This is a genomic window from Lamprocystis purpurea DSM 4197, assembly GCF_000379525.1.
GTDB classification, from domain to species: domain Bacteria; phylum Pseudomonadota; class Gammaproteobacteria; order Chromatiales; family Chromatiaceae; genus Thiodictyon; species Thiodictyon purpureum.
Map to the genome: position 1 here is coordinate 1 of NZ_KB902535.1, position 23,285 is coordinate 23,285.

Below are 23,285 nucleotides of genomic sequence, written 5' to 3' on the forward strand. Positions count from 1 at the left end.
CTGCCCCACCTGGACCGGATGGACTCCATGCTCCTGTCCGATCTCGTTCGTCGTTTTGACCCCGCGGATCGCCTCCAGGCCGACTTTGGCCTTGAAGGATGCCGTGTACGTCTTGCGCTTCGCTTCGCCCATTATGATATGCCCCTTTTGGTTCGACGCGAGCTTAAATTACTGTCCGGTTTTCAGGGTCCACTATACAGGCGCTCCTGCAATTCGTCATTGCGAAGGACCGAATCGGTCAATCTAAGGCACGCTTCCATGCGCGCGGCTTGCTCATCCTCCAACCGACGAACAGTGCCGGCGATATGAGATTCCGCAGACAGTTCTGGCCGCCCGCCTCGGTTAGGATTCAGGCAGCCACCGGATTCCAAACGGCTTGAAACCCGAATCCATCGAAATCCTTCACATTGGCGGTCGCCAGTTCGGTCACTCCGTGATGGAGCAGGGTCAGGGCGATGCGCGCATCGAAGATCCGGCGCCGCGCGAACTGCGGCTTGCCCGCAAGCGCCCAAACCTGATCCATGACCGGCGCGTTCTCGACCAGGCGCCAGCGGGGGTTGGTGCGGTAGGCCATGCAGGTTTCTGCCGCCAATTCGGCGGTGAGGGGCGCGGTGAGGACAGCCGGGTGCGCAGCAGCAGGTAGAGTTCGACCAGCACCAGTTCGCAGATGACCACGTCTTCCCTGGTCCCGCAGGCCGCGACGAATCCAAAGGCGGCACCATGTTCGGCGCAATCGACGTTCTGGGCGTAGAGCAGGATATTGGTGTCGATCGAGCTTACGGCAGGGCGCGATCGGTCGGCTCATTGGCAAGCAGCCGCCAGTCTTCCGCCGGGGCTTGAAAGGTCCCCAGGGCTCGGGGTGGCGGAGGCACCCATGGGGGCGCACCGGATGGAACTGGCGGGTAGATGCGCACGATGTACTCCAAACCGCGGCGGACGACCTCGGCGAGCGAGATCTCGCGGTCGCGGGCGACTCGCTTTGCCTCTCGGTAGAGTGCGTCAGGAAGCTGGATCTGAGTCTTGATCATAATGGGAAAATACCACCATGGCGATTCTGTATCAATCTTGCCGGTGACATCGGTGAGCTCTGACAGGTGACAATCCCAGTTCGGTCGTCGGTACTTGGCGCGGAGCGCCAGGGGATGCGTTACACCGCGGAGCGGTGTAACGAGGGGCAACTGCGTCTTGCGTGGCCGGGTCAGCGCCGGCTGTGAGTGACCGTCCCTGGCACTGGATTCCGGCATCCTGCCGGAATGACGGCGCGGGGTTGACCGCTCAGCACCCCGCTCGATACCGCAAGTCGAGCGTATAGGGATGCTCCCCCGCCGGCTCCTCCGGCGGCGCGTCGATGATCCCCGGCGTATGGCCCATCAGCCGGAAGCGGGCAATACGCCGACTCTCCGCCTCATAGCTGTTGACCGGGAAATTGCTCTCACTGCGCCCGCCCGGGTGGGCGACGTAGTAGGTGCAGCCGCCCAGGCTCGCGCGGTTCCAGAGGTCGACGATTTCGAATACCAGCGGGCCGTGCGCGGGGATGGTGGGGTGCAGGCCGGACGGCGGGTTCCAGGCTTTGAAGCGGATGCCGGCGACGAATTCGGCTTTGCGTCCGGTGGGGCGCAGCGGCACCCGGCGGCCGTTGCAGGCGAGCACATGGCGGTCGCCGACCATGCCGTTGACCTTGACCTGCATCCGCTCCACCGAGGAGTCGACATACCGGGCGGTGCCCTGCGCGGTGACTTCTTCGCCCAGCACATGCCAGGGCTCGATGGCCGCGCGCAGTTCCATGTTGATGCCGTTCTCGGTCACCAAGTCCCCATAGTGCGGGAAGCGGAATTCGAAGAAGGGATCGAACCAGGCGGGATCGAAGGGGTAACCGGCGCGGCGCAGATCGCAGATCACGTCGTCGAAGTCGACCCGCGCGAAGTGCGGCAGCAGGAAGCGGTCGTGCAGTTCGGTGCCCCAGCGCACCGGCTTGCGGCTATAGGGCTCCTTCCAGAAGCGGGCGACCAGGGCGCGCATCAGGCTCATCTGCGCCAGGCTCATGCGCGCGTGCGGCGGCATCTCGAAGCCGCGGAACTCCACCAGCCCCTGACGGCCGGAGGCGCTGTCGGGCGAGTAGAGCTTGTCGATGCAGAACTCGGTGCGGTGGGTGTTGCCGGTGACATCGGTCAGCAGGTTGCGCAGCACCCGGTCGACGATCCAGGGCTGCGGGACCTGGCCCTGGGGCATCTGCTGGAAGGCGATGGCCAGCTCATAGAGCCGGTCGTCGCGCGCCTCGTCCACCCGCGGCGCCTGGCTGGTAGGGCCGATGAACATCCCGGAGAACAGATAAGAGAGGCTCGGGTGGTGCTGCCAGTAGGTGATCAGGCTTTGCACCAGGTCCGGACGGCGCAGTAGCGGACTATCGGCCGGGGTGGGGCCGCCGAGCGTCACATGGTTGCCGCCGCCGGTGCCGGTATGGCGCCCGTCGAGCATGAACTTCTCGGTGCCGAGCCGGGCGAGCCGCGCTTCCTCGTAGAGGATGTGGGTGTCGCGCACCATGTCGTCCCAGGCCTCGGACGGGTGGATATTGACCTCGATGACGCCCGGGTCCGGGGTGACGGCGAGCTTCTGCAGCCGATGGTCGCGCGGCGGCTCGTAGCCCTCGATGATGATGGGCATCTTGAGTTCAGCGGCCGTGTCTTCCAGACACATGGCCAAATCCAGCCAGTGCTCCAGATGGGTGAGCGGCGGCAGGAAGCAGTAGAGCCGGCCCTCACGCGGCTCGATGCACAGCGCGGTGCGCACCAGATCCGGATGCAGATCGTCCGGGAGGGCAATCTGCGGGTGCAGGGCCTGATGCGAATCATCGAAGGGGGCCAAGCGGCCATAGCGGGCGGCGATGGCGCGCGGGTCGCCGCCCTGTTCGCGCAGCGTCTGCGGGGCCTGGGCCGGTGCCACCAGTTGACTGTAGCGGCGCGCGACCGGGTCGGTCGGCGAGCGCAGCGGCGTCACCGGCTCGAAGGGGTTGCGCTCCGGGACCTGGTCCAGCTCGGCCTCCGGCAGGTAGGGCAGGCTGTCGAGCGGCAGGCGGAAGCCCATCGGCGAGTCACCGGGGACCAGGAACAGACGCCCGTCGCGGAAGGTCCACTTGCCGCTCTTCCAGCCGCCCTGATCGCCGAAGCCCCACCAGCGCAACGGCAGGGTGTAGCCGGCGGTGCGGTTGAGTCCCTCGGTGAAGAGCCGGGCGATGCGCTTGCGCTCGTTGGGGTCCTTGAGCTTGTTGTCGAGCGGGTCGACGTTGGCCGGCAGACGCTGTTCCTTCCACAGGTAGTACCAGACATCCTCGTAGGCCGGCTCGGCATGGGTCGGGTCGACGCCCAGGTGCTTGGCCAGGGTGCGGATGAAGGTTTCCGCGTCCTCCGGACCGTGACCGTAGGTGGTGGTCTCGATCCCGAACAGGCTGGGATCGCGCCACACGGGCTCCCCGTCCTTACGCCAGTAACAGGAGAGCGCCCAGCGCGGGAGCTGTTCACCGGGGTACCACTTGCCCTGACCGATATGCAGCAGTCCGCCTGGGGCGAAATGGGTTTTGAGGCGGCGCATCAGGTCTTCGGCCAGGGGCTTCTTGGTCGGCCCCAGGGCGGCGGTGTTCCACTCCGCGCCTTCCATGTCGTCGATGGAGACGAAGGTCGGCTCACCGCCCATGGTCAGGCGCACGTCCTGCGCCTTCAACTCGGCGTCCACCTGGTGGCCCAGGGCTTCGATCGCCTGCCACTGCTCGTCGGTGTAGGGCTTGGTGACCCGCGGGTCCTCATGGATGCGCCGGACCTGGTTGTGGAAATACATTTCCACCTCGCAGGTATCCATGGCCCCGGTGATCGGCGCCGCGCTCAATGGATCGGGGGAGCAGGCGAGCGGGATGTGTCCTTCGCCGGCAAAGAGTCCGGAGGTGGCGTCGAGTCCGATCCAGCCGGCGCCGGGGCAGTAGACTTCCGCCCAGGCGTGCAGGTCGGTGAAGTCCGCCTCCGGCCCCGAGGGCCCGTCCAGTGACTTCACGTCGGCCGTCAACTGCACCAGATAGCCGGAGACGAAGCGCGCGGCGAACCCGAGGTGACGCAGGGCCTGGACCAGCACCCAGGCGGAGTCCCGGCAGGAGCCCTTGGCCAGGCCCAGACTCTCTTCGCAGGTCTGGATGCCGGGCTCCATGCGGATCACGTAGCCGATGGATTCGTGCAGCCGCTGGTTGATGTCGACCAGGAAATAGACGGTCTCACGCGGGGTGCGGTCGACCCCTTCCAGCCACTTCATCAGCAGCGGTCCGCTTTCCTTGATCTCCGTGTAAGGCGCCAGTTCTTTCTTGAGCTGTTCGTCGTACGCGAAGGGGAACTTGAAGGCGTATTCTTCCAGGAAGAAGTCGAAGGGGTTGATCGTGATCATCTCGGCGATCACGTCCACCTCTACCGTCAGCTTGCGCGTCTTCTCCGGAAAGACTAGCCGCGCCAGATAGTTGCCGAAGGGGTCCTGCTGCCAGTTCAGGAAGTGTTCCTGGGGTTCGATCTTCAGCGAATAGGCTCTGATCGGGGTGCGGCAATGGGCGGCGGGGCGGAGCCGAACCACATGGGGCGACAGGTTGACCGGACGGTCGAACTGGTACTCGGTCTTGTGATTGATCTGGACAAGGATCGACATGGGGGTCCGGACTCCGAAATTGGGCGTAGGGTAGGCAAAGAGATGCAGCAGGAATCGTTCCAGCACAGCCCAGCATGGTAGCCGGCCGGGTCTGTCCCCGTCCATGTTGGTTTCTGCCCCAAAACGGGGCGTTGGATCAGGGGCTTGGCGTTTGCGTTCGCCCAGGCCCGGCCCCGATGGGGTAGCCTTATGCATGCCGCATTCCCAATCCAGAGGTCCCGCCATGTCTCCCGAGCAAGCCACCTTCTACCATCTGGGTGTCGCCCTGGCGATCGGGCTGCTGATCGGGGTCGAGCGCGGCTGGTCGGAACGGGAGGAACAGGAAGGAACCCGGGTCGCCGGGGTGCGCACCTTCGCCCTGATCGGCTTGTTGGGCGGCGCCCTGGTCCTGGTGGCGCCGCCCCTGGGGGGCTGGCTGGTGGCGCTGGGTCTGCTCGCGCTCGGGGGGCTGTTTGCCACCGCCCATGTGGTCCACGCCCGCACGCGGCCGGATCACCTCGGGATCACGGTTCCGGTGGCCGGGCTGCTGACCTTTGTTCTGGGTGCTTTGGCGGCCTCGGGTCAGGTCGCCGCGGCGGCGGCCGGGGCGGTGGTGGCCGCCTTGCTGCTGAGCGCCAAGCCGGCCATGCATCGCTGGCTCGGCACCCTGCGGCGTCACGAGCTGTCCGCCGGGCTTCAGTTGTTGCTCCTGTCGGTGGTGGTCCTGCCGCTGTTGCCGGATCAGGGCTACGGTCCCTGGCAGGCGCTGAATCCGCACCGTATCTGGTGGATGGTGGTCCTGATCGCGGCCATGTCCTTCGTTGGTTATTTCGCGGTCAAGGAAGCCGGGGCGCGCAAAGGCGCCGTCTTCACCGGGTTGTTTGCCGGGTTGGCCTCGTCCACCGCGCTGACACTGCATTTTTCGCGTCTGGCGCGCGGCCGGCCGGACCTCAGTCCGATGCTTGCCATGGGTATCCTGCTCGCCTGCGGCACCATGTTCCCGCGCATGGCCGTGGTCCTGGCGGTGGTCGCCCCCGGCCTGCTGCTGCCGGCGCTGCTCCCGCTGGGGTTGATGACCTTGGTGATCTATGGGGCCGCACTGCGACAATGGTGGGCGCTGCGTGACCCGCCCGGGGAGGCCGCCGCCGCCATGACCAACCCGCTGGAGTTGCCGGTGGCCATCGGATTCGGGGCGCTGCTGGCCTTGGTCATGGTGCTGGCCAAGGCGGTGGAGGTCTGGCTTGGCAACGCGGGCGTTCTGGTCCTGGCGGCGGCTTCGGGGATCGCCGACGTGGACGCCATCACGCTCTCGCTGGCGGGGATGGCCGGCACGGGTCTGGACCTGAACATCGCCGTCACCGGCATCGTCATCGCGGCGGGGGCCAATTGTCTGGTGAAGGGCGGCATGGCGGGCGCCATCGGCGGCCGCGGGTTGGGGTTGACCGTCGCGCTGCCGCTCGCCCTGGCGGCCATGCTGGGCCCCCTGGCCATCTGGCTCGCCCGGTGGTGAGTCTCGGGTCTTGACGTCGGCGTGACGCCGGCCTAGCGTTGTGGTCACCACTTCCGTGATCACACGACGCGCATGCCGACCGCCACGATCATTCCCCACCTGAGTCAGTACGATTACCTGCTGCTCGATCCGATGACCGACGACGCCACGCTGTACCGCCGCGGCGGGGCCTTTTGGACGCGCCTTCAATGCAGCGCAGAGGACTCCGTGGAACTGCGGTCCATCGGTTTGGACGCGCCCATGGCCTGGCTCCTCGGTATGCGTGAGGGCTAGGTCGGGATGGCTGCGCAGCCAGGGTCTTGGTCAGGATTCCGGCTACGCGACATCGTAGGGTGGACAAGCGCAGCGCGGTCCACCAGCGGCGGCGCGGGATTCGGTGGACTGCGCTATCGCTTGTCCACCCTACGGCTACGGCTGGAACGATGATCAAGGCCCGCAGCCGCATGGGCCGGTGTCCCCCGCGCCTTCAGTCGTCGCGCTGATCCGCCAATCCGGTCAGTTCCCATAGCCGCTCCAAATCCCCGCGCAGGCGTTCGACCTCCGCTTCCAGCGCCTCGATGCGCTCGTCCCGGCCGCCGCCCGTCGGCGACGACAGGACCGGGCCAGCCGTCGCCGCGGCCTGCATGGCAGCGAGCTCGGCCGGGTCGGGGGCTCCGCACAGCAGATGCATATAGCGCTCTTCGCGCTTGCCGGGCAGTCTGGGCAGATCCATCGCCAGGGCCGGCGCGCGGTCCATGAGTCCGCGAACCGCCTCCGCCACCTGCGCCAGGTCCCGGAACTCGGCCATGCGTCCGGTGTTGGTGCGCAACTCGCCCAGGGTCTGGGGTCCGCGCAGCATCAGCACGGTCAGCACCGCCTGTTCCTCGCGACTGAGATAGTAGGTGCCGACCATTTTGTGGTCATAGCGCTCCGTGCGTCCGGAACTGCCGGCGTGGATCATGCCCCGCTCGCGGAGCTGATTGACCCGATGACCCACCTCACCCGGTTCAAGCGTCATCACCGGGTGACGGCTGCTCTTCTGATTGCAGGCATTGACCAACGCGTTGAGGGTCAGCGGGTACTGTTCCGGGGTGGTACGTTGTTTTTCCATCAGGCAGCCGAGGATACGGGCCTCGATCGGGTGCAGCAGGGGTTCGGTTTGGTCATTCGGCATGGGTGTTCGCTCGCGTGCGTGAAATCACGCGATTCTAATCCAGCGGCAGAACCCGCAGTTCGATCCGCCGCTCCGCGCTGTCTCTGGTTGTTCCGTAAGCGAGGAGCCCGCCACTCTGGCTGCCTTGCGCCGTGTTGCTCAGACCCAGCGGAATCCAGTCGCCGAGGCGGCCCTGTACCCGGCCCTGCATGGCGCTGGTCTCCAGGGTCCCACGCGTCCCCCGGGCCGTGTCGCGGGTCGAGATATCCAGGGTCACTTGGTCACCCAGAACCCGCGGTACCACGTAGAAACCGCTCTCCGCACGGCGGTAGGTGCGGCCCTCACGGACCACCGTGCCGCCTGGGCCAACGGCCAGTTCCCGGTAGGGTAGCGGCAGTTCTTCACCGACGGCGATGAAGGCGCGCTGTCCGTCCAGGGCACGCACCTCCTGGGTGAGGTCGCGTTGCTGGGAACGCTGACCCGCCCAGGCGCCGACCGCACTGCCCGCCGGTCCGGGCGGGCCGATGCGGATGCGTCCGTCACCGTCCCCGCCGACGCGCTGATCGATGCGCGCTCCCGCTCCGCCGCCCTGGGACGCGCTGCTGCCGCTCTGGCGCACCTGGATCAGGAGGCCCTGCGCCGGCTGGTCGAGGGCGGCGAGTGCGCGGCGGATGTCGGCCAGGCGTGCGGGCGCGGCGCGCACGAACAGGCTGTGGTTGGCCCCCACCAGGGTTCCGTCCGGTCCCGCCAGGGGTCGCAGGGTTGGAATCAAGTCCTCGGGCAGGCGGGCGCGCAGTTCGATGACCTCCAGCGGATAGTCCCCGGCCTGCGCGCCACACCAGAGGGCGGGCAGTATCCACAACCAGATCAGCACCCGCCAGGGCCGGCGCGGGCTCCGGCGGCCGCGCCGCTCAGAGGTATAACTGTCGCAGTTCGCTGTCGCCATCACTCTGCTCCCAAATCTCTTCGAAGGTGGTGCGCAGCCGGCGGGCCTCGCGCGGGGCGTCGAGCTCCATCCGGGCCCGGTGGCGGTCGGCCACGCGGTGAAGGCAATAGCCGCGAGCATCAGTGACAAGAAAAGAGTCCACCCGGTCGCGGAAATCGTCCGCGACCCGGCGGATACTGATGCGGGAGCCGAGCCTGCGGGTCAGTTCGATCAGTCGGTGACCGCCGATCACCGGCAGCCGCGGCTCGGTCACCAGCACCCGCACCGGCGTTCGCGGTGTCGCCAGTGCGAGTCGGCGCACGGCATCGAGGAAGGGGCGCTGATCATAGAGGTCCGGATCGAGATCGCGGCTGACGATCAGCAGTTCCCGCCGCGCCAGGTCAGCCAACTGCACTCCGGCCGCGCGGATCGACGACCGATCGGCGAGCAGGAGTGGGCCGTCGACCGGTGCGGTCTCGTCCGGGTCCGGTGACGCGGCAGCCTTGATGTCGGTTTGGTCGTGGTTGAGAGCGTCTGTCATCGTTCGACCCGGCGCAACGGCGAATGCCGACCGGTGCCCTCGCCTGGTTCGCTCGACGGGAGGGCATTTGTGTCTATCATGCAACAGATCAAGATGTGTCGGGGATCGTTACATCTGAGAATCCATGGTGTTTTGCCAGTCATCGTGTTGCCTCTGGGTCATGTGCGTTGCAAATATGTTGCTCATGGGAAAAATAGTTGCACTTTTGTACTCATTGTGGGCTAAAATCTCAATGTCCGCAGGTTCAGTCAGCGAACCTCGCTCAGGCCCACATGACCGCAACCGCCGCGTCGGGAGGCTGGTGACATGGGAAACAAGCAAGGGTGGCCCAAGGCTCAACGCCGCGTTGTTTTTTCCTGACATGGGCTAAACCTTCAAACCACGCCGTCGTCCGAACACTCCCTCAATCAATCGCAACAGGTAACGAAAGATGCGCAAAGACAAACAGACCTACCGCGTCGCCGCCCTGGCCGCCCCGTTGGCCATGGCCCTGGTGATGGCCGCCCCCGCCAAGGCCGCCGACGCAATGGACACCTACTGGAAGGCCGCGCCGACCACGACCGCCTGGGTCAACCCCTACGGTGAGTGTTGGCAGGGGGTCGACGGCGAGAACCTGGAGCCTTGTGCGGCATTCACCCCGCGCGCCCCCCTGGTCATGCGCCTGCTGTTCAATCTGGACCGCTATCAGCTCAACGAGATCCGTAACCCAGAGGAACTGCGCAAGGTCGATGACCTGATTGCCGAGTTCCAGGCGACACCGCGTGAAGAGGTGGTCACCATCGTTGGTCACACCGACAAGCTCGGTTCCTGGGAACACAATGTCGTGTTGAGCGAGAACCGCGCCAGCACGATCAAGCAGTATATGATCGACAAGGGCTACCCGGAGCGCGCGATCCGTTCGGTGAAAGGCGTGGCCTGGGAAGGCGGCGACGACGTCGCTGCCGACGGTGCCGTCATCGATCTGGGTCCGCTCGAGAACAACCCCCTGCGTCGGCGCGTGGTCGTGACCGAGCTGGGACCGGATCAGCTCAAGAACTAACCAGTTGTCCGGCCGTGGGCCGACGTCCGCAGGGCGCCGGTCCGCGAGCCCCAGGAAGATCCGCCGCATCGGGACCCGGGCTGGTGTCCCGCCATTCGTAGAATCAATCTGCAACCGCAGCTCCGGACGCTTGCGCGTTCTGGGCCGGCGAGGTGCGGTCGGAAAACAAGGATGACACCAATCCAATAGGCCTCTTCCCCCCCGACCGAGGCTTAAAGGACGGCCGGTCCCCGGGTCACCCGAGGACCGGTTTTTTCTTCGATGGAGCTAGGATCGGATAGCCCGCGCCTGTTCGGCGGCGTTGCCGATGTAGGTCGCCGGGGTCAGTGTCCGTAACTGTATCTTAGCCTGTTCAGGGATCTCCAGGCCGTCGATAAAAGCCGCCAGGGCTTGCGGCCCGATTTGTCGGCCGCGGGTCAACTCTTTGAGTCGCTCGTAGGGCTCGGCGACACCGTAGCGGCGCATGACGGTCTGAATCGGCTCGGCCAGAACCTCCCAGTTCGCCTCCAGGTCGGCCGCCAGCCGCGCCGGGTCCGCATCCAGCTTGCTGATCCCTTTCACCGCGGATTGCAGCGCGATGCTGGTGTGGGCTAAACCAACCCCAAGATTGCGCAGCACCGTCGAGTCCGTGAGATCCCGCTGCCAGCGCGAGATGGGCAGCTTGCCCGCCAGATGCTCCAGAATGGCGTTGGCGAGACCGAAGTTTCCCTCGGCATTCTCAAAATCGATCGGATTGACCTTGTGGGGCATGGTGGACGAGCCGATCTCGCCGGCCACGGTTCGCTGCTTGAAATAACCGAGCGACACATAGCCCCAGACATCACGGCAGAAATCCAAGGCCACGGTATTGAAGCGCACGGTGGCGTCGAAGATCTCGGCCATATAGTCGTGGGGTTCGATCTGAGTGGTGTAGGGGTTCCAGCCGAGGCCCAGGGTTTCGACGAATTCGCGGGCGAAGGCCGGCCAATCCACCTCCGGATAGGCGACCAGATGGGCGTTATAGTTCCCGACGGCGCCGTTCATCTTGCCGAGAAGTTCGACTGAGGCGACCCGTCCGCGCTGGATGCGCAGCCGGTAAGCCAGATTGGCCATTTCCTTGCCCAGAGTGGTCGGGGTGGCCGGCTGACCATGGGTGCGCGCGAGCATGGGCAGGTCCGCGTAGCGGTGCGCCAAGTCGCGGATGGCCCCGATCAAAGCATCCATCTGCGGCAGCAGGACCTGACCACGCCCCTCCCGGATCATCAGTGCGTGGGCCAGGTTGTTGATATCTTCAGAGGTACAGGCGAAGTGAATGAACTCGCTGACCGCGGCAAGCTCTGGATTCCCGGCGATCCGCTCTTTCAGGAAATACTCCACCGCCTTCACGTCGTGGTTGGTGGTCCGCTCGATATTCTTGACCCGCTGGGCGTCCTCCAACTGAAAACCCGAGACGATGCTGTCCAGCAGGTTGATGGCGTGCTCCGACAGGGTCGGCACCTCGGTGATCCGGGCGTGCCGGGCCAGTGCCTGGAGCCAGCGCACCTCAACCAATACCCGATGGCGTATCAGGCCATACTCGCTGAAGATCGGCCGCAAATCCGCGATCTTGGAACTGTAGCGTCCGTCCACCGGGGACAGGGCGGTGAGTGACGAAAGCTCCGGATGCGGGGCGTGGGTCATGAGCAGTTCCTGGTGGGGTGATCGAATGCATGGGTGCAGACGCGGCTGGCCGTGCTGCGGCGCGCGGACGACTGGACGGCGATCAGGCTAGCAAAAAAGTCGGGCGTCGTCTCTGTTGCCGTCCCTGGCATCGTTTCGGCGGGCTGACGGATGAGGCGTTCTATGCGCCTTCGGCGGTGTGCGTCCCTCGGCGACCGGCTCTGCTTATTTGGGCCCTGGCTGTGGCCTGCGGCGACCTCGTTGATCGTTCTCGTAGTGACCCTGGCTGTGACAGCGGTCGTTTTGGATCCTGGGTCCCTGGCTGTGTCGGTCTTGCGCCCGATTTCGGGTCTTGTCGGATTTTTGGCTCTGGTTGCCCTTGGACGGCGTGTCCTGGCGGGGCGTCAGTGCCTTCGCTTTGATCTAAGGCACGCCGCGTGCCATGTGTTTCGGTTCAATAAGAACAGCATGTTGCGTGATTTTCCGCCGAACGATGACGCTATGCGCCGTCAAGAGATGACGCGTTTGGGTCGTGCTCCGACGTGCGCACCAAGCCATGGATCAGCCGGCCTGCACGGCGGCCAGCGCGGTCAGGTTGAGCAGACCGCGTACCGAGGTGCTGGTGCTGACGATGTGTGCCGGGCGGTCCGCCCCGAGGAGCATGGGTCCGACGTTGATGGCGCCGCTCGGTCCACCCAGGGTGCGCAGCAGGTTCAGGGCAATGTTGGCGGCATCCTGATTGGGCATGATGAGCAGGTTGGCGCGCCCGGTGAGCCGTGAGCCGGGGAAGCGCACTTCACGCATGGCGGCGTCCAGTGCCAGGTTGGCGTGCATCTCGCCCTCGACTTCCAGTTCAGGCGCGCTCTCCTGGAGTAGCCGCAGGGCGTCGCGCATCTTGTTTGCGGAAGCCGTATCACGGCTGCCGAAGTTGGAGTGCGAGACCAGGGCAATCTTGGGCTCCAGACCGAAGCGGGCGACCTGGGCCGCGCACAGCCGCGTGATCTCGGCCAGGTCTTCGGCGCTCGGGTCCTCCTGCACATAGGTGTCGGCGATGAAGAGCGGTCCCTGGGCCAGGATGACCGCATTCATGGCCGTGAGCCGACGCACCCCGGGGGCGCGGCCGATGATGGCTTCCACGTGCTCCAGGTGCCGCAGATAACGCCCCACCACACCGCAGATCATGGCATCCGCGTCTCCCGAGCGCACCAGGGCGGCGGCCAGGACCGTGGGTGCCTTGCGCACATACTCGCGGACCTCGGTGAGGGTGTAGCCGCGCCGCTTGACGCGCTCGAAGACGGTGGCGCAGTGAACGTCGAAACGGTCGTTTTCGGACGCCACCACCAGATCGAAATCGTGACCCGGACGGATGGAGAGTCCCAGGTCGCTCAGTCCTGCCCGGATCACCTCCGGCCGACCGATCAGCATGGGCCGGGCGATGCCCTCGCTCACCGCCTGCTGGGCCACCTGCAAGATTTTTTCCTGCTCGCCCTCGGCGAAGACCACCCGGCGCGGCGCCGCGCGCGCGTGCTCGAAGACGGGTTTCATGGTCATGCCGCTGCGGTAGGCGCGCGCGCTCAGGTTCTCCCGATAGGCATCGAGATCCGCAATGGGGCGGGTCGCCACGCCCGATTCCATGGCGGCCTGGGCCACCGCGGGGGCCAGATGCGCCATCAGGCGCGGATCGAATGGCCGGGGGATCAGGTACTCGGGACCGAAACTCAGACCCTGTCCGCCATAGGCCGCGCGCACGATGTCCGAGGGTTCAGCCCGCGCCAAATCCGCGATGGCATACACGCACGCGGTTTGCATGGCCTCGTTGATCTGAGTCGCCCCGCAGTCCAGGGCGCCGCGGAAGATGAAGGGAAAACACAGAACGTTATTGACCTGGTTGGGGAAATCCGAGCGCCCGGTGGCGATGATGGCATCCGGGCGGGCGGCGCGGGCCAAGTCCGGCATGATCTCCGGATCGGGATTGGCCAAGGCCATGATGATCGGGCGCTCCGCCATGCGGATGAGCCATTCGGGTTTGAGCACGCCGGCGGCGGAGAGCCCCAGAAAGACATCGGCCCCGGTGATCGCCTGCTCCAGGGTGCGCAGGTCGGTCGCCACCGCGTAGCGGCTTTTGTAGGGGTCCATCACCTCCACCCGGCCCTGATAGACCACGCCGGCGATGTCGGTCACGATGACGTTCTCGGGCTTGAGCCCCAGGGCCACCAGCAGGTCCAGGCAGGACAGGGCCGCCGCGCCGGCCCCGGCGGTGACCAGGCGCACCGCGCCGATCTCCTTTCCGACCACCCGCAGGGCGTTGATGATGGCCGCGCTGACCACGATGGCCGTGCCGTGCTGATCGTCATGGAACACCGGGATGCCCATGCGCTCCTGGAGCGCACGTTCGATGATGAAGCAGTCCGGGGCCTTGATATCCTCCAGGTTGATGCCGCCGAAGGTGGGTTCGAGCCGCGCCACGGTCTCGACGAAACGCTCCGGGTCCAGTTCGTCGATTTCGATGTCGAATACATCGATGTCCGCGAACTGTTTGAACAGCACCGCCTTGCCTTCCATGACCGGCTTGCTCGCCAGGCTGCCGATGGCGCCCAGACCCAATACCGCGGTGCCGTTGGTGATGACCGCCACCAGATTGCTGCGGGAGGTATAGAGCGCCGCGTTCAGGGGATCGCGCACGATCTCCTCGCAGGCGGCGGCGACCCCCGGGGAATAGGCCAGGCCGAGATCGCGTTGGTTGGCGAGCTGTTTGGTGGCCTTGATCTCCAGCTTGCCGGGCTTCGGGTAACGGTGATAATCGAGTGCGTTCTGCTTCAGGTCGTCGGACATAGTGAATCTCGTTGGCGCGGCGATACTTGGCATTGTGGGGCGCGCAACGCGGTTCGGCAACCAAACCACAGGGCAGGCAGCAGTTCCGAATTTGAGCAGCATCGCGCGACTCTTGGTGGATGCGGCGCGCGCGACCGCTGTGCCGGGTCCTTGGCACCGCGTGGCGCGCCTTATCCACCCTACAACGGAGCCGGTTTCGTAGGGTGGATAAGCGCAGCGCATCCACCATCCGCCTCGCCGCCGACACTCTGCTGGCAGGGGCCACCCAAATTTGGAACTGCTGCAGTGTCAGGGCGGCGCAATTCAGGCGATCTGGTCCTGCAGTTCCTCGACGATCACCCAGCGCCCGTTGCGCCGATCCCGGATCTGGCTGCGCAGTTGCGCGCGATTCGGGCCCAAAGCGGCCGGGCGCAGGGCGATGTGGACCCAGCCCGAGCTTGGCCCCAGGTCGGGGTCGACACATTCACAGCACACCTCATCGAAAACCGGCAGGTGGGTGGATGCCCATTGCGCCAGCGCCAGGGTGGTGAGGCCGGGAATGCGCAGATCGCAGGCCCAACCGCCGGTGTGGGGACTCAAGCTGATCCAGTCCGGAGGGCTCTTCTTGAGGACCCGTTCCAGTGCCTGACAGCGATAGAGGCTGATGGGCGAGAAGCGGCCGTGCGCGTCACGGATCGGCTGCATGACCTCGCGCACCAACTGGACCGCGGCCCGCAGGAGCTGATCGTCGGGCAGGGCATTGTCGATGCCGAGTCGGGCGGCGACCTCGCAGCGGCTGAGCTCGTAGACACGAAAATTGGTGGCGATGTGGTCCTGCGGGTCCAGTCCCGCAAGCGTCAGGTGATCGAGCCTGGTGCGTGCCCGGTTGGCCATGATCAGAGTGCTTCCCGGATCGCGGTGAGGGCCGCCAGTACCTGGGGCAGCGGGGTGGGCAGCGCGCCGACGAAGGCGATGAGAAAGTCCAGCGACTCATGCACGGAGGCGACCTCACGCGGACTCGCGCCGCGGCGGAAGAGTTCCCGGTAGAGCGCGATGATGCGTTCCACGGCCGCGGGCGACGGGCTTGTCTGGGTGAGCAGCAGGACCGTCGCGTTGTCGGCCTCGGCCACCGCGTGACGGAAGCTCGGCTCCCGTGCGTTGCGCTCGGCGGCCACGTCGATCATCGTCTGAAGCGTGTCGGGCAGGCTGGCCTGCCAGTCGCCGCCGCTGGTCGCATCCAGCCGCAGGGCCAGCAGCTTGGCCGCGGCCCAGAGTGCGAAGGGGCAGGGGTCCGGTTGGTCGGATTGCGCGCCGGCGCGGGCCAGATAGTGCGCCATGTTGGCCAGGGCTTCGAGCCGGCCGCGCGGTTCGGTCTGGAGCCACGCGAGCTGGCGGCAGGCCTGGCCGAGCAGGGTCAGTCGCTCCGCCGTGGGCGCGCGTTGGCTGACCGCGGCCAGCTCCAGGATGTACTGCTCGATCCGCCCGGTCAGTTCCTGGCGGCGATCCTCCTTATGATGCCCCTCCGGTTCATGGCGCAGCGTCCGCCACTGCTCGCCGATGAGCCGCACCCCGAAGTCGCTGCATTGTTCCAGTGTCCGCAGCGAACAATCGCCGGTCTCCGCGCCCAAGGCGGTTTCCAGCCAGGTCACCGCTTCCTGATAGGCGCCGGTCTCGCCCCAGGCGAAGCCGATGGCCGCCGCCAGGTCTGCCCGCGCAAGCCAGGGGTCGCGCTGTGCCTCCGGGATCGCGCCGATCAGGTCCTCGATCCGCGTGCGCAAGACGGTCAGTGTCGCGGGATCGGCGTCGCGCTCGCGGACCTGGGTGCGGATGGACTCGCTCAGATTGCTGAGGTCCGCGATCACTTCAAACGGGGCATGGTAGGGGCGGCGCACCGGCGCGACCGCGGGCGCGGGGACCACCCGCAGGCGATAGGCCGGGTCGCCGTAACATTGGTAGGCACCCCAGGTGTTCACGTCGGCAAAGCGCCGCCAGACCTCCTCGCGCGCGGCGCGTACCGACTCGCCAAACGGCTGGCCGGCGAGCATCCGGGCATAGAAGCCCTCGGCGAAGGCCAGTCCGGCGCGGTCGTCCACCGCCCATCCGGCTGCGATCACGGCCTTGACGCCCATGCGGATGAACTGCACCGCCAGGTTGGCCGCCAATTGGTTGGCGTTGGTCGGGGCCGTCGCTTGCGTCTTACCGAGGTGGCAGCAGTTGATGAACACCAGTTCCGGTACCCAGCGCAGTTGTTCGACGTCGCCCGGAGTCAGGAAGGTTTCTTTGCCGATGACCATACCGGAGATCCGCTCGGCGACCGCCGGCGGGGCCTGACCACAGGCCGGGCAGGTGTCGACCGCTCGCCCGGGCAGTGGGAATTCGTGCTCGCCGTGACCGGCCAGGTGCAGGATGCGCCAGGCGTCTTTGTGCAGTCCGTTGAGGATGGCATCGGCTTTTTCGTCGATCCGGTCCGTGACCTGGAAGCCGTGGTCGCGCAGCAGTTGGGCCACCCGGCCGGCTTCCTCACGGGCCCCCGGCAGGTCGCTGAAGGCGTTCCAGCCATCGAGATCCGGATTGCCCACGACATAGGCCTTGGCCTCCTGGGCATGTGCGACTTGGGACCGATAGCTCGGTGTCTTGAGCTGCCGCACGAGGCCGCCGCTGACGGCGGGCGGACGGCCGGTATGGCTCCAGCGGTCCTCCAGGAGTTCCCAGGGGAAGCGGGCCGAAACCTCGTCCACCAGCACCACCAGATGGCGCTGCTTGGGCGCGAGTTCGCGCAGCCGCGTGGGCAGGAGCATCTCGAACAGCGTTTTGGCTGCCTCGGCGTTAGCGGCGGGCGAACGGGACGCCTGGGCGATGAAGGTGTCGGCCAGGCGTAACTGACCGGCCGCCAACGTCACCTCGGCGCGCGCCCGGTCGGTGGCCGCGATGAAGCGCAGCGCCTCGCCGCGCGGCTCCTGGGTGATTTCCAGACGTTGCCACCATTCCGCGGCCTCCTCACAACGCACCCGCCGCAGACCGCCCACCCCCTCCTCGACCACCCGCGGTTGCCAGACGAGGCGGGCGGCCAGTTGGTCGTCCTGCAGGACCTCCTCGAGCGCCTCGGCGGCCACCAGCGCCAAATCCTGATAGAGCTCGATGATCTCGATGTGATCCAGGGCCACCCGATCGCCGAGCCCGGTCGCTGCCAGTCGATCGGCGGCGGCCAAGGCGCCGCGCAGGATCGCCTTGACGGCATCGGCGACCCGCAGTCCGCCGGCACCGGAACCGACCAGCAAGGCCGAGAAGGCCGCGGAGCGCACCGTGTCGGGCGCACCGAAACGGTCGCTCGACCAGCGGGCGACGCGCAGCGCAAAATCGAGCAGGGCATCCCGGACCCCCGTTTCCAGTGACGCGGGCGTCAGTTCCCCGACCTGACCGAGTCCGACCACCACCGCACCGGCCGGCATCGCCCGCGGGCGCTCATTGATGAAGAGCGCCGAACTGCCCGCCCGGCCGGGATAGAGTCCCAGTTGCAAACACTCGCTCAAACGTCCGGCAAGCCGTTCATCCAGCGCCAGTTCGGCACTGACGATGGTATCGCCAAGGTAATGTCCGACCAGCACCGGGTAGCGGGCATAACTCAGGTCGCCATGGCGGATGCAGACCTGGATGGCCGGTGCCGCCGGCGCGTCCCCCGGGTCCTCGGTCGACCGGCTGGATCCGAAGCCGAAGGATTCCACCGCCTGCTGATCCGGGATGTCGTCGGTGGGCGGCGGTGCGGGCAGCGGGAACAGTGCGCCATCCTCGGCCGCATCGTCCGCGGCAGTAGTGCGGGTCGCACCCGGCGGCGTCCGGGTCAGCCGGGTGGTGGTGCCCGTCATGAGCAGATCCAGGTAACCAGGGAAGGCGGCCTGACGCGTGCAGAGTGCGTCGTGGGCGGTGTCCCCGACATACCAGACCGGCACGTTCGGCAGTTGTCCGGAACGCCAGGTGACGGTGCCGTCCCCCTGGGCGGTGGCGAGAAAGTCGAGCTGTCCGGCAGCCGCCGGGTCGGACGCGTCCGCCGGTTGGAGCCGGTAGTCCGCGATGGTTGCCGCCTGGTGACCAGCCACCGAGACCAGGTGTCGCGGGTCGACCGGGCTGTCACGCAGCAGGCTCCAGGTCGCGCGTGCCTGGCGCAAGGCTGCAGCAGTGGGCGGGTTCCAGTCGGCACGCAGGGTCTGCTTGAGGTCGTTCCAGGCATCCATCCGGAGCAGGTCCGGCCCCCGTGTCGCGCCGGGCAGCAACTCCAGGAGTGCCGGATAGGCGCGCAGGATGTCGACCAGCGCATCAGGCCCCTGGGTGAGATCGAGCAGGCTCAACCGTGTCAGGGTCGGATGCCGGCCGGTGAGCCAGCGCAGGGCCTCGCAGGTGCCCTGGTGAGGGGTGCCGAGCATGAGCAGCCGCGACTCGGGCAAAGCGATGATGCGCCGCCACAGTGCCGCGCCCGTCCCGCCGTCGCCGATCATGGCGCGCACCACCAGTCCGCCCAGCGAGTGGGCGATCAGCCGGACGGGTTGTTTGGTCCGCTCGGCCTCGGGCAGCCAGGCGTCCAGGTGTTCGGTCAGAGTCTGCGCGGTGTCCAGAATCGAGCGCCGCCAGTCGTAGGCAAAGACCTCGACGCGGTGGCTGCGCGCCAGGAACGCGATCAACGGGCCGTAGCGTGCGTCCAGCGGTCCGACCGGCTCCACGCGATCCGTTCGGTGGCGCCGCAGGCGCTCGATGCCGCCGCGTTGCAGGGCCTCATAGTCCAGCCAGAGCGTGTGCCCATCGACCGCCAGGCTGCTGCCCATCATGCCGGGCACGATCACCGCCAATGGCTTGGGTGTACCGGCCGAGCGGGCGCGGCGCACCGTCTCGCGCCAGCGCGGCGCTTCATGCGGGGCCTGCTCGATGGGCTGGAAACCGGCATCCGACCCCTCGGCGCGGGCGAGCGCGGCGGTCAGCCAGCGCAGGCTGCGTTCATTGCTGAAATAGCCGAAATGATTGACCTCCGGACCTTGATCGCGGAGCAGCCGCGCCCCTCCCGGGGGGCGGCGCAGACCACCCGCCATCGACCCGGTATTGACGACCAGATCGTGATCGGAGCCATAGAACCAGTCGGCAACGAACAGTTTGAGCTGACCCCAGAGCGCGTCGCCCTGGGCGTCGCCGGCGATGACCGTCAGGTCCGCGCGGGTCATCAGGTCCGGATGCTGGAGCAGTCGGGTCAGGGCCGAGCCGGGCATCATCGCCTCCAGGCCGGGCAGGGTGCGCGGATCGGTGCGCGCCTTGACCGCCGCCAGCAGAAAGTCCATGGTCGCGTCGGTCAGGGTCCAGCCCGCCAACTGGGCGAGCACCGACAGCCAGCGGTCCAGGCGGCCGGAGGCCAGGGTGGTGCCCCGGGCGGGGCAGGCGACGCGCACGAAGCGGCTGATCCGCGGGCGCGCGGTCGCGAGCAGGGTCAGCAGTTGCGCAAGCGCCGCGCGGTCCGCCCGATAGGCCTGGTCGTGCTCGACGCGGGCGGTCGCGGCGAGCGGGCTCAAGCCGAGTTGCGCGGCGATCGTGTGGTCCGCGGCGAACAGAGTGTCGAGCAGGTCCGGCTGCAGTGGATCGGTCGCCCGGTCGCGCTCGCCCAGGCACAGCAGTTCGCCGACCAGACCGCCGCGCGAATGGGTGACCAGATGCAACTGGGCTCCGGCGGGGAGTGCGCGCACCAGTTCCAGCGCATTGACGATCGGGCTCTCGGTGAGCGAGCGGTGTTCCCAGGCGAGTGCCCGCGTGCCGTAGCGCCGGCTTAAGTCGTCGCGCGCCGCGGTGGCGGCGGCGGACCCGGCCCAGAGTGCGCCGAAGGACCCCCGGCAACTGGAGCCGGTGCCGTGAATGAAGACCAGGAGCGGCCCCTGGTCAACGGCGAGCGGCGTCTGTGCGGTGACTGGCGTCAGGGCGAAGGTGTCTCCCAAGGCGCAGTGATAGAGTCCCGGCGACTGGCCCTGAAGCTGGTGCTCCTCCAGTCGCTCGCCCAGGGTACGGATGCTCTGATCCTTGAGATCGACGCCGAAGCAGTCCAGGACCGAGAGACCGAGACCCCAGCCCCCGCGGGTTACGCCGCGCGCCTGCGCGGGCGGCCGGGTGTCCAACTCCCAGATCGTGTCCCGATCGATGGCAATCCCGCGGGTCGCGGTCTGCTGTCCCCGTTCACGGACCAGGTCGTCGGCCCGGGTCCAGAGGGCGAACCCATTGGTCAGTGTAACGCGCACCACCTCGTCCGCGGCCAGGCTCGTCTCGCCGCCGCTCGCCCGGCCGCTGCCCGGCACCAGTCGCCGTGCGGTCTGCACGGCCACCAGTCGGGTGGCAGGCAGGGCGGCTGCCTGTGAGTCACCGCGGATGCGGACCCGTGGATTTTCTGCCATCGCGATGCTCCCGCCGGCCTGATACAGGTGAATGAGTCGGAAATAAGTCCTTGATCATGGTTCCGGCCACGAGAAAAATGGCCCCCGTGGGAGCGGCGTCCCGCCGCGATGCGGTGCCGCGGCGATCTCGAACGCTGCGATGACACGCCCGACCCCATCGCGGCGGGACGCCGCTCCCACAGGGTCGCCGCGCGACTTTCACGGTAAAGCCTCGACCTCCTCAAAGCCCAGCCCGGCGCCGGGCATGGACGCCGACACTCCCGCTCCCAGCCGCGGCTTGGGTGAGCCGAGTGGGCTACTCGAACACCCCAAAACGCCGGGCCGTGGCTGAACCCAGAATCTGCGGCGTCTGGGCCAGGCGGGAACTGGGCAGATACTCGCGGATGGCGTTGAACCAGACATCGTAGTTGGACGGCTTGCGCTCGCGCAGGGTCTTGAGCGCGTAATAACTGAAGGCGCCGTTGGCCCGTCCCTGGAAGCTGGTGTCGTAGGAGTATTCGGTATCTTTGCAGCCGGCGAGCAGCAGGTCGCCGCCGGTGCGCCGCAGGCCGCTGACGACGCGCGGGGCTTGCGCAATGCCCCGCGGCAGTTCGTCCTCGGACATCCAGTCTTCCAGCGGCATGAAACGGGCGCGCGGCCCGCCGGCGTCCAGATCGTCCTCGCGCCCGCGGATCACCGAGCCCGAGTGACAACTGTCGGAGAGGAACAACAGCCGTACGCCCTTGCCGAGGGCGGCGAACAGCGTGCGGATCTCGTCGTCCAGGAGCGGACCGCGGGTGCCGATATCATGGGGGCAGAGGGCCTCGTCGCGGCCGTCCGGTTCATCGCCGGAGCTGTCGGGGACCCAGGTGCCATGACCGGAATAGGTCAACACCAGGGTGTCGCCCTCGCGCGCGGCACCGATCAGGCCGCGGATGGCCGTGACCATGGCCGACTTGGTCGCCTGCCCATTGAGCAGCTTGGTGACTGAAAAGCCGCGTTTGCCCAGTTCTACCGCCCAGTCATTGGCATCGTTCACGCACCCGGAGAGGTCGTTGTTGGTGCCCGGATAGTCGTTGATACCGATGCAGAGTGCCTTCTTATTCATGGTGAGGATCTCAGTGCGTGGGTGAAAGCGGTGCTCAGACGCGCAGCATGGCCTGACACCTGGCCCGCTGGGGAGTGAGTTTGGTCGGTGCCGGCCGGTTGCGCAATATGGCGGCCCCCGCAACGCACCCGCGGCCTTACAGCGGCGGTGGATGCGGCGCGGTTCCCAGTGCCGGGAACCCTACGAAAGCGGCGCCGCTGTAGCGTGGATAAGGCGCGCCGCTCGGTGTCGGGGACCCGTGACGCCGGTCGCGCGCGCCGCATCCACCAGGGGTCTGTGGCGGCGCGTCAGGGTCTGTGGCGGTGTGTCAGTTGCACGACGGCGCCCTTACTGCGATCATCCGCTTCAGCGCCTCGTGTTCAAGCGAAACGCGCTTGGCAATGCCGGAAAACCGGAGCAGTGTCATCGCGGCAAGTGAACGGCCAGGCCTCGATCACGATTCCGGCCACTTGGGCGTGCCGGGTGCGTCGTCAGGCCATCCTGGCCTGACACCGTCAGGGCTGGAAGCCCTGACGACGCATACCGCCGGCTGGGACTCGGCCCGGACCCCGAGTCGTTGGCTCGGCAAGCGCGGAAACAACAGGAGCAGGCACGGACACCCGCGGCAACCCAACACGCAATGGCAGCCAACAACGCACACGATTGGATCGGTGACCTCTACCAGCCGCACTGGACGGCGCGCTTCGAGCGGCTGGCGCGCGAGCGCTATGGGCGCTACACCGACGCCGCCGAGCTGGCGGCCGACGCGCGCCAGAAGCTCGCGCTGCGGCTCGCCGGGCTCACCGCCGAGGACGGCGGGCGCGCCCTGACCGACGGCTATCTCCTGGTCGCCTTCAAGCACGCACTCATCGACTGCTACCGCGAGCGCCGGGGGCGGCCCGAGCCCCGGCAGTGGCTGCGCGCCTACGGCCCATTGGGGCGGCGCATCTTCGAACTCTATTGCCTGGCGCGGCAGCGGTTCGATGAGGTCCTGATCGCCCTGCGCGCCGATCCCGAACTGGCCGCACACCCGGCCGTCAACCCGGCGCAGGTGCAAGACCTGCTGCGCGAGCTCGACCGCCGGCAGGAGTGCGCCGGCCGTGAGGAGGTCTCGCTCAACCAGGACGAGCCCGACACCAGCCCCGCGCTCGACCCGCCCGCCCCCGGCGACAGCCCCGAGGCCGCGCTCGCCCGCCGCCAGGCCGAGGCGCTCCAGGCGCTGCTTTTCACCAGCGGTTACACCGGGGCGTCCGAACCCCTGTTTGCCCGGCTCGCCGCGCTGCTGGCCGACAGCGGCGGCGCCGGCCTCAGCCTCGACACCGAGGAAGCCTTCATCCTGCGCGGCTTCCTCGCCGACCTCACCGAGCGGCGCATCGGCGAACTCCTGGGCGGGCTCAGCGTACGGCAGGTGCGCTACCGGCGTCAGGGTGCGCTCGCCAAGCTCGCTCGGCTGGTGCACCAGGCCGGGATCGGCCTGGACGACCTCCTGCCCCAAGAGACCTGAAAATGTCAGAAACTCCACCGGCCGCCGTTCTCTGCCAACCATGAGCCGACCGCCGC

15 protein-coding genes and 1 pseudogene are annotated in these 23,285 nt (G+C 67.2%); 4 read left to right on the top strand and 12 right to left on the bottom strand.

What is annotated here, in order from left to right; genetic code table 11:
- The 4 genes and pseudogenes from A39O_RS35150 to A39O_RS0125470 all read right to left on the bottom strand — a co-directional run.
- Positions 1-132, bottom strand: a pseudogene (locus A39O_RS35150) (IS3-like element ISAfe17 family transposase); the annotation flags it as partial.
- A gap of 217 nt (positions 133-349) precedes the next feature.
- Complete coding sequence (locus A39O_RS42345; RefSeq protein WP_020507484.1) at positions 350-574, bottom strand: PIN domain-containing protein; 225 nt, start codon at positions 572-574, stop codon at positions 350-352.
- A 202-nt stretch (positions 575-776) separates the two neighbouring features.
- Complete coding sequence (locus A39O_RS0125465; RefSeq protein WP_020507485.1) at positions 777-1,028, bottom strand: hypothetical protein; 252 nt, start codon at positions 1,026-1,028, stop codon at positions 777-779.
- A 247-nt stretch (positions 1,029-1,275) separates the two neighbouring features.
- A complete protein-coding gene (locus A39O_RS0125470; RefSeq protein ID WP_026199737.1) occupies positions 1,276-4,671 on the bottom strand; it encodes a transglutaminase family protein in 3,396 nt (1,131 codons plus the stop codon).
- Between the two features lie 223 nt (positions 4,672-4,894).
- Here A39O_RS0125470 and A39O_RS0125475 point away from each other — a divergent pair, with 223 nt between their 5' ends.
- Positions 4,895-6,160, top strand: coding sequence for an MgtC/SapB family protein (locus A39O_RS0125475; RefSeq protein WP_020507487.1), 1,266 nt, complete (start codon positions 4,895-4,897; stop codon positions 6,158-6,160).
- Positions 6,161-6,232: 72 nt separating this feature from the next.
- A complete protein-coding gene (locus A39O_RS0125480; RefSeq protein WP_020507488.1) occupies positions 6,233-6,433 on the top strand; it encodes a hypothetical protein in 201 nt (66 codons plus the stop codon).
- A gap of 193 nt (positions 6,434-6,626) precedes the next feature.
- Here A39O_RS0125480 and A39O_RS0125485 read toward each other — a convergent pair whose 3' ends face one another.
- The 3 genes from A39O_RS0125485 to A39O_RS35160 are packed head-to-tail and all read right to left on the bottom strand — an operon-like array spanning position 6,627 to position 8,758.
- Positions 6,627-7,313, bottom strand: coding sequence for a YceH family protein (locus tag A39O_RS0125485; protein WP_020507489.1), 687 nt, complete (start codon positions 7,311-7,313; stop codon positions 6,627-6,629).
- A gap of 34 nt (positions 7,314-7,347) precedes the next feature.
- Positions 7,348-8,238, bottom strand: coding sequence for a hypothetical protein (locus A39O_RS0125490; protein ID WP_157640410.1), 891 nt, complete (start codon positions 8,236-8,238; stop codon positions 7,348-7,350).
- The gene (locus A39O_RS35160) at positions 8,204-8,758 is read right to left on the bottom strand and encodes a DUF7931 domain-containing protein (protein WP_020507491.1); all 555 of its coding nucleotides are present in this window, start codon (positions 8,756-8,758) and stop codon (positions 8,204-8,206) included. The genes A39O_RS0125490 and A39O_RS35160 overlap by 35 nt, the downstream gene beginning before the upstream one ends.
- 430 nt (positions 8,759-9,188) lie before the next feature.
- On the opposite strand from A39O_RS35160, the gene A39O_RS35165 reads away from it, so the two are divergent.
- Positions 9,189-9,797, top strand: coding sequence for an OmpA family protein (locus A39O_RS35165; RefSeq protein WP_020507492.1), 609 nt, complete (start codon positions 9,189-9,191; stop codon positions 9,795-9,797).
- 267 nt (positions 9,798-10,064) lie between these two features.
- On the opposite strand, the gene purB is transcribed toward A39O_RS35165, so the two are convergent.
- The 5 genes from purB to A39O_RS0125525 form a co-directional block, all read right to left on the bottom strand.
- Complete coding sequence (gene purB / locus A39O_RS0125505) at positions 10,065-11,456, bottom strand: adenylosuccinate lyase (protein ID WP_020507493.1); 1,392 nt, start codon at positions 11,454-11,456, stop codon at positions 10,065-10,067.
- Positions 11,457-11,996: 540 nt separating this feature from the next.
- On the bottom strand, positions 11,997-14,267 hold the full coding sequence (locus tag A39O_RS0125510) for an NADP-dependent malic enzyme (protein WP_020507494.1): 2,271 nt from the start codon (positions 14,265-14,267) through the stop codon (positions 11,997-11,999).
- Between the two features lie 303 nt (positions 14,268-14,570).
- Complete coding sequence (locus tag A39O_RS0125515) at positions 14,571-15,140, bottom strand: hypothetical protein (RefSeq protein WP_020507495.1); 570 nt, start codon at positions 15,138-15,140, stop codon at positions 14,571-14,573.
- Positions 15,141-15,142: 2 nt separating this feature from the next.
- Positions 15,143-20,659 carry a CHAT domain-containing protein gene (locus tag A39O_RS0125520; RefSeq protein WP_020507496.1) on the bottom strand — a complete coding sequence of 1,839 codons (5,517 nt, stop codon included), beginning with the start codon at positions 20,657-20,659 and terminating at the stop codon, positions 15,143-15,145.
- Positions 20,660-20,954: 295 nt separating this feature from the next.
- Entirely contained in the window at positions 20,955-21,746 is a 792-nt protein-coding gene (locus A39O_RS0125525) for a caspase family protein (protein ID WP_020507497.1), read from the bottom strand.
- A 619-nt stretch (positions 21,747-22,365) separates the two neighbouring features.
- Between A39O_RS0125525 and A39O_RS0125530 the strand changes: the two genes are divergently transcribed.
- Positions 22,366-23,229 carry a hypothetical protein gene (locus A39O_RS0125530; protein WP_020507498.1) on the top strand — a complete coding sequence of 288 codons (864 nt, stop codon included), beginning with the start codon at positions 22,366-22,368 and terminating at the stop codon, positions 23,227-23,229.
- The last annotated feature ends 56 nt before the right edge of the window (positions 23,230-23,285 follow it).